Origin of the sequence: Brevundimonas sp. (genome assembly GCF_046295775.1) — a bacterium.
Taxonomy (GTDB): domain Bacteria; phylum Pseudomonadota; class Alphaproteobacteria; order Caulobacterales; family Caulobacteraceae; genus Brevundimonas.
The window spans coordinates 165,930-174,118 of record NZ_JBKBML010000005.1 but is presented as its reverse complement, the minus strand read 5'-3'; the positions used below and the strand labels follow the sequence as shown (position 1 = coordinate 174,118).

9 protein-coding genes and 1 tRNA gene are annotated in these 8,189 nt (G+C 68.0%); 4 read left to right on the top strand and 6 right to left on the bottom strand.

Going from position 1 to position 8,189, the window contains the following annotated elements:
• The 6 genes from mreC to lipB form a co-directional block, all read right to left on the bottom strand.
• Positions 1 to 1,002, bottom strand: a 1,002-nt coding sequence (mreC, locus tag ACK4I0_RS05410) for a rod shape-determining protein MreC (protein ID WP_409608754.1), incomplete at its 3' end; no start/stop codon positions are given.
• Between the two features lie 125 nt (positions 1,003 to 1,127).
• The gene (locus ACK4I0_RS05405; protein ID WP_409608752.1) at positions 1,128 to 1,796 is read right to left on the bottom strand and encodes a DedA family protein; all 669 of its coding nucleotides are present in this window, start codon (positions 1,794 to 1,796) and stop codon (positions 1,128 to 1,130) included.
• An 85-nt stretch (positions 1,797 to 1,881) separates the two neighbouring features.
• Complete coding sequence (locus ACK4I0_RS05400) at positions 1,882 to 2,439, bottom strand: hypothetical protein (protein ID WP_409608750.1); 558 nt, start codon at positions 2,437 to 2,439, stop codon at positions 1,882 to 1,884.
• Between the two features lie 49 nt (positions 2,440 to 2,488).
• Complete coding sequence (gene msrB, locus ACK4I0_RS05395; protein ID WP_409608748.1) at positions 2,489 to 2,980, bottom strand: peptide-methionine (R)-S-oxide reductase MsrB; 492 nt, start codon at positions 2,978 to 2,980, stop codon at positions 2,489 to 2,491.
• Positions 2,981 to 3,052: 72 nt separating this feature from the next.
• On the bottom strand, positions 3,053 to 4,543 hold the full coding sequence (locus ACK4I0_RS05390) for a hypothetical protein (protein WP_409608746.1): 1,491 nt from the start codon (positions 4,541 to 4,543) through the stop codon (positions 3,053 to 3,055).
• A 111-nt stretch (positions 4,544 to 4,654) separates the two neighbouring features.
• Positions 4,655 to 5,362: a lipoyl(octanoyl) transferase LipB gene (lipB, locus tag ACK4I0_RS05385; RefSeq protein WP_409608744.1), complete on the bottom strand. Its 708-nt coding sequence runs from the start codon at positions 5,360 to 5,362 to the stop codon at positions 4,655 to 4,657.
• Positions 5,363 to 5,414: 52 nt separating this feature from the next.
• On the opposite strand from lipB, the gene ACK4I0_RS05380 reads away from it, so the two are divergent.
• The 4 genes from ACK4I0_RS05380 (at position 5,415) to ACK4I0_RS05365 (ending at position 8,149) form a co-directional block, all read left to right on the top strand.
• Positions 5,415 to 5,666, top strand: coding sequence for a FliM/FliN family flagellar motor switch protein (locus ACK4I0_RS05380; protein WP_245161278.1), 252 nt, complete (start codon positions 5,415 to 5,417; stop codon positions 5,664 to 5,666).
• A gap of 63 nt (positions 5,667 to 5,729) precedes the next feature.
• Positions 5,730 to 5,814 (top strand) — tRNA-Leu (locus ACK4I0_RS05375).
• Between the two features lie 63 nt (positions 5,815 to 5,877).
• Positions 5,878 to 7,290: a magnesium transporter gene (gene mgtE, locus ACK4I0_RS05370; RefSeq protein ID WP_409608742.1), complete on the top strand. Its 1,413-nt coding sequence runs from the start codon at positions 5,878 to 5,880 to the stop codon at positions 7,288 to 7,290.
• 43 nt (positions 7,291 to 7,333) lie between these two features.
• A complete protein-coding gene (locus ACK4I0_RS05365) occupies positions 7,334 to 8,149 on the top strand; it encodes a lysozyme (protein WP_409608740.1) in 816 nt (271 codons plus the stop codon).
• The last annotated feature ends 40 nt before the right edge of the window (positions 8,150 to 8,189 follow it).

Here is an 8,189-nt window from a genome sequence, read left to right as displayed (position 1 = left end):
CGGCGCGGCCTGCGCGGCCCGCACGCGCGCAGCCGCGGCCTCAGCGGCGGCCTGGCGGCGTGCGGCCACGTCGGCGATGGCGGCGGCCTGAGCCGCATCAGGCGCGGGGGCTGTATCAAGGCTCACAAGGGGCGGTGCGTTCAACGCGGCCGTGTCGGCCAGTTGCGAAAAGTCCTGAAACAGCAGCACCCGCACATAGTCGATCGGTCCGCGATCGCTGAACAGCTTCACCCGCCAGCGACCGTCGGCGCCCCGCGCCGCAACGCCGACCGGCAGGCCGCGCGGCAGGGCCCCGCCGTCGCCGGACGTCAGAATGCGGTCGCCAGCCTGCATGGCCTCGCCGCCGCGCAAATAGTCCAGGCGCGGCCCACCCGAGCCGTCGCCGATCATCAGAGCTCGCGCCCCGGTCCGCTCGATCATCACCGGCGTCCGCGACGAGATGTCGGTCAGCATCAGCATCCGGCTGGCGTTCGGCGAAACACCGACGATGCGGCCGACCAAGCCGTGCTCGTCCACCACCGGATTGCCGATGCGCACCTCGCGCCGCGACCCGACGTCCAAAAGGCGGGCATTGCTGAATGGTCCGCGCGCCTCGGTCACGGCCCGCGCCGTCACCATCGGGACCGGAGGTTCGGTTCGTACGCCCAGCAGCGCCTCATACCGGGCGTTGACGCTCTTCATGGCGATGGCTTCGTCGCGCCAGGCCTCGAGTTGGCGTATCTCGGCCTTCAGACGACGGTTTTCCGAAACGGCGAAAAAGTAGCCGCCCACGCCAGCCCCGGCGGAACGGACCCAGCGGACCGGCGCGGACAATACTCGCCCGACCGGAGACGTCGCTTCCTGAGCCGTCGCACGCGCGGCGGCGTAACTCGCGCCATTGGCGCTGGGGCGGTCGCCGACCAGCAGGAAGATGGCCGCCACCAAGGCGGCCAGAACCACAGCCGCAGCCGTCCAGGCCAGCGGCAGCTTCAAATTCTCGAACGGTCCGTCGCGAAACGCCACGGCCAGCCTTCCTGAGAGGGGTGGAAACGACAGGACGCCCCCTGCCGACCCAATGGCTATCGCAAAAAGCAGCGGCCTTGGGAACCGCCGCCGGCGCTTTCCTCACCGCGAATTGCGGTAAAGCTTCAGGCTTTTTCGGGGAAGCGGCCCAGGCCTCTCGCCTCGGCTCGCTTGAGCGCGCGTCCCTTGACCCACCGATAGGCGACATAGCCGCAGACGAAGAGCGCCACGGCGGCGATCCCCGCCAAGGTCGGCCCATGCGCCTCGCTCATGGCCTCAAGCCGCGCCAGCCCCTTCTGCGCCAGATAGCCCGGAGCCAGCATGGCCGTGACCCAAACCACGGCCGACAGCACATTGGCGGTCTGGAAGGTCTTCTGCCGCATGCCCAGGATGCCGACAGTGACGGGCACAAAGGCCCGCAACGGTCCGAAGAAGCGCCCGATATAGACTGAAGCCACGCCATAGCGATAGGCGAACAGGCGGGTCCAGGCGACGCGGCGACGATGCGGCTTGAACACCTTGTGACGCAGCACAGACGGGCCCAGACGACGGCCCAGCCAGTAGCTCAAGGCGTCGCCGAGAACCGCGCCGATGATGCAGCCCAGCATGACGTTCCAGGGGTCCAGGACCCCGGCGGCCACCATGGCGCCCGCCGCGACCAACAGGCCTGTGGCGGGCACAAATGCTCCGATCACAGCCAGCGATTCCAGGAAGGTGATCAGCCCAAGAATCACTCCCGCCCAGACGTGGTTTCTCGAAATGAAATCAGCGACTGAGCGCAGTAGGTCTTCCATGGGCATCCTCTCGCGCTGCAACATGGGGATTGATCCCCGTTTGGCCACCGCGCGCATTGCCCTGCGTCGATCCGACGCCCTGAAGTCAGGGGCGAATGGTCAGGTCTTGAGGCTGTGACAGCCGCGGCTCGGCGCGAGAATCGCGACGCACTTCCGCAGCGCGGTCTTCATAAGCTCCGTAAGCGTCGAAACCGTGACCGGGCCCGTTTCGGCCAGGCAAAACCCAGCCATGTCCGAAGGGGCGGTCGTAATAGCGCCAGGGCGCGTTGCGGGTCTGGCTGAAGCCAATGGTGAGTTCGGCGCTGTCGCCCAAAGGCATGCTGGTCCACGCCGACACGTCGCGATAGCCGCCGGTGCCGATGCTGGCGCTGACTTCGCCGCGCATGCGTCGCTCCAGCGGCTCGTCCCACAGTGGGGCCTCGACATCCCGGCGGTCCGGAGCGCGCGCCGAAAGCCAGCGCGCGATCTGCTGGTCCGTCGTCAGTCCGTGCGGCGCTATGTCCTCAATCACGGGCGGGGCAACCGCGTCAGCCGATGGAGCCGCGAGCGCCGTTTGGACGGCGTCGCCGCGTGGTGCGGTCGAAACCACCTGCGGTTCTTCTGCGCCCATAAGGACGAGGGCGGCGATCAGACTGGCGACCATCGGCTGCACTCCACGCTTGTGACTACCCTAGCCGCGATTGCGGCCAAGGTCAGGCGGACCCGTCGCCGCGCCCCAGGGGATCAGGCAAAGGCTGCCCTTCGGCGACGAAGCTGAGGGCCACCGAGTTGATGCAGTATCTCAGGCCGCTGGGCGGCGGGCCGTCTGGAAAGACGTGGCCCTGATGGCTGTCGCAGCGGGCGCAGCGGGTCTCGACACGTTCCATGCCGTAGGAGTTGTCGCGCACCGCGCGGACGTGGGTCTCATCAACCGGCTGGGTGAAGCTGGGCCAACCGGTGCCGCTCTCGAACTTCGTGCCGCTGCGAAACAGCGGAAGACCGCATTCGCGACAGCAGAAGACGCCTGCGCGCTTTTCGCCCAGCAAAGTGCCGCAGAACGGCGCCTCTGTGCCGTGGGCCAGGAGAACACGCTTCTCTTCGGCCGAGAGGTCGGCCTCCAGCGCCACGCGCTGGCTTTCGCTGGGCGGCGTCAGGTCAAAGCCGGAAGGCGAATGGGTGGTGGTTTCGATGTCGGTCGAGCTCATGACCGACAAATGGGGATTTGGGGCGGCCGGTTCCAGACCGCCCCTCCTCCGACTTTCTCGGATGGTTTTGGATCAGCCGCCGAACAGCGAACCGACCCAGGTTCGCACCGCCTGCTCGTCGGTAGGGTTGCCCGTGTAGGTCAGGCCCGCCTCGGGCGTGTAGGGCTGGTTGTTGGCGCGTTCGCGCGACACCCAGGCCTTGTGGCCGTACGACAGGTCCGAATAGTTCGACGGCAGGCGCAGCACGGTGGGCTCCACGAAGATGGAATCCACGCCGGTGGTCGAGCCAGCCAGGCGCACGTTTGGCAGGTTGGTCAGAAGGTCCAGGGTGTCCAGGCAACCACCCGAGCACCCCGAATCGACCAACACCACGACTTGGCCCTGCACAGGATTCGGCGCGCCCGTGTCGGCGACCGCCGGACGGCCCGGCAGTGTGAAGCTTTGCTGGCCGGCGGCGATGGCCTGATCGAAGGCTTGGACGATGGCCGTGGTCTCTTCGATGACAGGCGCCGATTCCTGCACGAAGCGCGGATCGGCCTGCATGCGGGCGAGGGTCTGGGCGTACCACTCGCGGTTGGCCGGGGTGGCGCGGTAGGTGATCTCGCCGGCGGCAGGCTGGCGGCTGACGGTGAACTCCGGCGTCCAGATGCGGTTGGCCAGACCATAGCCGCGCGCCGTGGCGTTCAGCGAAAGGCCCTGGGCGCCCCGCAGGTCGATGACGGCACCGGCCGGGCCGCGAATGGCGGCGAGTTGCGCTTCTACCTGACCGTAAAAGGCGTCCCAGCCAGCGCTGTCCGCCAGGGAATGGACGTGAATCCACGGCCGGCCGTCCACCTGTTCGATCGCCAGGGGCGTGTCGGCCGGCGGCGTATAGACGCTGGCGCGGTAGGCGGCCTCGATCTCGCCGGGCTGCGGCACGGCGTTGGTCAGGTTGATGTCACGGGTGCGGCGACCCTGCTGGAACTTGCAGGTGGTGGGCGTGCCGCCGGTGATCGGATTGTTCAGGTTCCACAGCAGATAAGGCGCGGACTGGATGCGGCCAGCTTCGGTGTTCAGGTCACCCTGCCAGCGGTCCAGGCGGTCGCGCGCGAACTCTTCGATGGGACGCCCCGAGCACTCGGTGACGACCGAACCGACCGCGGGCGCGCCGCGCGTGCCGGGCTTTACATAGCTGACGACGTATTGGCCGTTGCGCCAGGCGGTGGCGACGCCCGGCCAGCCAATGGCGAAGTAGCGGCCCAAACCCTCGAAGGTCGGGGTGATGCGGATGTTCGAGTCGCGGAAGCCGCCGGCGTACCAGCGCATCAGCGCCGCATGGCTGTCGCCGCTGTTCACCTGGGCCGACATCTGTGTGGCCTCCTGCAGGCCCGCATCCAGCCAGGCGCGGAAGGCGTTCCCGGCCTCGCCCTGAACCACCGCGGCGGGGTGGTTATCCCGCAGCGCCGCATGGGCCGCCTGCAGGTCCTGTTGCGCCAGAGCGCGGAAGTCCTGTGCGGACACGGCGCCCGCGCCCACCACGAGGGTGAGGGCGGCGGCGGATACGGCGGTAAGCAGTCGGGTCATGTCTTGCGGCTCCAAGTCGGATGCTGCTGAGGAAGAGAGAGCGGCGGGTGTTTTAACCTGACAGGCCCCGCCCTTGCCAAGTGCGCAACGCTGTCGCGGGTTGCGGTTCGATTAAATGGGCGGATCAGCCGGGGCGACCGGACCGAAGATTTTGCTGAACGCCCCCTTCAGCGCGGCGTCGGCCTCGTCCAGCGTCGCGGGCCGGCCCAGATCGACCAGACTGGTCACGCCATGCTCGCTGATGCCGCACGGCACGATGCCGCCGAAATGGTCCAGGTTCGGTTCGACGTTCAGGCTGATGCCGTGGAAACTCACCCATCGGCGGACCTTCACGCCGATGGCGGCGATCTTGTCCTCGCGGGACCACCCCGGCCCCTTGCGCTCGACCCACACGCCGACGCGTCCCTCGCGCGGTCCCGCCTCGACGCCGAAGCGATTCAGCGCGTCTATGATCCAGGTCTCCAGCCCGCGTACGAAGCCCCGCACGTCGCGGCCGCGCCGGTTCAGGTCCAGCATGACATAGGCCACGCGTTGGCCCGGCCCATGATAGGTGAACTGCCCGCCCCGCCCCGTGCGGTGCACCGGAAACCGCCCCGCATCCAGCAGGTCGCCGTCCCTGGCCGACACCCCGGCGGTGTAGAGCGGAGGATGCTCGAGCAGCCAGACCACTTCGTCAGCTTCGCCGGCAACGATCGCGGCGACGCGGGCCTCCATCGCCTGAACCGCCGCTTCGTATTCGACGTAACCCTCTGAGACGGCCCAACCGACCGGGACGCCGTCGTCGCGCTTCAGGCTCAAACTTAACGGGTCGGCAAGCATGATCCCTCAATGTGCATGGGCGCTCCTTCGCGCAAGTCTTCGAGTATCCGCCGTGAGCCAGATCGACGCCGTCGATGTCGAGATTTCCGTCGTGCTGGGCCGTTCGGTTCTGCCGATGGCGCAACTGCTGCGCATGGGCCGGGGCGCGGTGATTCCGCTGGACGCCTCGGAAAGCGACGAGGTCTGGATCCTGGCCAACAACCACCCCGTGGCGCGTGGCGAGATCGAGATCCGCGACGACCGCATCGCCATCACCGTGACGCGCCCGGCCGACGTTTACGACTTCATGGCCGGCGCCGCCTGAGACGACCCAAAAGGCCCCTTCCCTTTCCAGCGCGGCTCCGCTATTGCCCCCGCTCCGATGCGAGCGGTCGTGGCGGAATTGGTAGACGCGCAGCGTTGAGGTCGCTGTGGGGCAACCCGTGGAAGTTCGAGTCTTCTCGACCGCACCATCTGATTTCAAAGGGCGAAACGTCGGCTAGTTTAAGCTGAGTTATCTTCTCGGGAGGCAAAGCGTGACCCACACGGATTCCGCCCTCCCGAGAGCCCCCGATTCCGAATTCGAGGACCACGAGGCTCTGGGCGAGGACTACGCCCTGACGCCGGCCTTCGTCGAAAAAGTGGTGGACGCCGCCGACGACGGCGACGGCCTGCGCCTGCGCGGCCTGCTTGAAGACCTGCACCCCGCCGACGTCGCCGACCTGATGGGCTTCCTGACGGCCGAACATCGGATGGTGGTGGTCCAGTGGCTGCCGCCGGACCTGCTGGCCGACACCCTGCCCGAACTGGACGACGGCATCCGCGAGGAGGTGCTGGAGCGGGTGCCTCACCTGACCCTGGCCGAGGCGCTGCAGGAGCTCGACTCCGACGACGCCGCCGCCGTGGTCGAGGAGATGGAGGACGATCAGCGCGAGCGCGTTCTGGCCGCCATGCCCGAGGTCGACCGCGCCGCGATCGAAAGCTCGCTGGGCTACGAGGAAGAGTCCGCCGGCCGCCTGATGCAGCGCGAGTTCATGGCCGCGCCGCAGTTCTGGAACGTCGGCGACACCATCGATCACGTCCGCGCCCAGGGCGAAGAGCTGCCCGAGTTGTTCTTCGACATCTATGTGGTCGATCCGCTGAACCGGCCGATCGGCGGCGTGCCCATCAGCCGCCTGCTGCGCAGCGCGCGGGCTGTGCCCCTGTCGGAGCTGATGGAGCCGGTCAACGAGATCACCGTCGACCAGGATCAGGAAGAAGTCGCCTACATCTTCGAAAAGTATCACCTGATCTCGGCCCCGGTCGTGGACGCCGCCGGTCGCCTGGTCGGTCAGGTGACCGTCGACGACATCGTCAACATCATCCAGGAAGAGAACCGCGAGGACATCCTGCGTCTGGCCGGCGTCGCCGACGAGGATCGCGGCTCGAGCGTGGTCGAAATCGTGCGCGGCCGCGTGCCTTGGCTGGCGATCAACCTGGGCACGGCGGTGCTGGGCGCGGCGGTCATCTCCTTCTTCGAGGCGACGATCGAGCAGATCGTGGCCTTGGCCGTGCTCATGCCCATCGTCTCGGCGATCGGCGGCAACGCCGGCACCCAGGCCCTGACCGTGACCGTCCGCGCGCTGGCGACGCGCGAGCTGAACAGCTCCAACGCCGTGCGCACCTTCTGGCGCGAACTGATCGTCGGCCTGGCGAACGGCCTGATCCTGGCGCCCCTGATCGGGGTGGCGGCGGGCCTGTGGGCTCAGGATGTCGCCATCGGCCTGGTTATCGGCACGGCCATGGTGCTGAACCTGCTGATCGCGGCGACTGTAGGCGTGCTGACACCCATCACCCTGTCCAAGCTGAAGTTCGACCCGGCTGTGTCGTCCGCCGTGTTCGTGACGGCGACGACGGATTTCTTCGGTTTTCTGATCTTCCTTGGTCTGGCCACGATAGTCCTCCTTTGATCGGTACGCGCCTTGCTGGTTCGCTTGTCAGGCGAGCCCGCCCGTGTCGTTTTGGGTCAATGACGTGTCCGAAGCCGATCAGAACCGTATGAAGGTGTCCCGCGAGGGCCTGTTGCTCATCAAGAGCTTCGAAGGCTTCCGGCCGCGCGCCGTCGCGCGCGCCGCAGGCGGCTTCACCGTCGGTTACGGCCATGTCCGCTCCGCCCGAGCCGATTCGGCCGTGACTGAGCAGGAAGCCGAACTGCTGCTGCAATACGATCTGATCCCCGTCGTGACAGCGATCCGCGAGGCGGTGACCGCGCCGCTGAACCAGCATCAGTTCGACGCCTTGGCCAGCTTTGGCTTTTCGGTCGGCCCCGAGGCCTTCAAGACGTCCGAGGTGATCCGCGAGCTGAACGCCGGCCATGCGACGCAGGCCGCCGAGGCCCTGGCCGCCGCGCCCGAGCCCTCCGCTCCCGACGCCCTGTCGCGCCGCCGCGCCGCCGAGCGTGCCCTGTTCATCGCCGAGCCGGCCCGCGCGCCTGCCCTATCAAACCTGATGACCGCCCCGATCCAGGCCCGCGCCTCGGTCGCCGAGCTGCGCGCCGCGGTCCAGCCGGCCGTCACCGCGCCCGAAGTCAAACCCGCCAAGGCGCCGGCGCCCACGGGCGCTTCGTCCTGGCCCTATCTGGTGATCGGAGCGGTGGGGATGGTCGCTTTCGGCGCCGCCGTCGCCGCCTTTCGCCGGGCGGCGATCCAGGGCGACGCTGGACAGATCGGACTGATCGGCTGGGGCCTGGCGGTGGTCGCCGCCGCCTGCCTGGGCGTAGCCGCCCTGCGGCTGTTCCGCACCGCGCCCGAGGGCGACAAGACCGTCTGACGACTGCCTTTTGCACGGGTCGTGCGGGGATGCTACGCCC

Excerpts from the sequence above, each read along its gene's own strand:
- ACK4I0_RS05390 (WP_409608746.1), bottom strand. The coding sequence starts at position 4,543 with ATGACCCGACTGCTTACCGCCGTATCCGCCGCCGCCCTCACCCTCGTG.
- ACK4I0_RS05400 (WP_409608750.1), bottom strand. The coding sequence starts at position 2,439 with ATGGTCGCCAGTCTGATCGCCGCCCTCGTCCTTATGGGCGCAGAAGAA.
- msrB (WP_409608748.1), bottom strand. The coding sequence starts at position 2,980 with ATGAGCTCGACCGACATCGAAACCACCACCCATTCGCCTTCCGGCTTT.
- ACK4I0_RS05405 (WP_409608752.1), bottom strand. The coding sequence starts at position 1,796 with ATGGAAGACCTACTGCGCTCAGTCGCTGATTTCATTTCGAGAAACCAC.
- lipB (WP_409608744.1), bottom strand. The coding sequence starts at position 5,362 with ATGCTTGCCGACCCGTTAAGTTTGAGCCTGAAGCGCGACGACGGCGTC.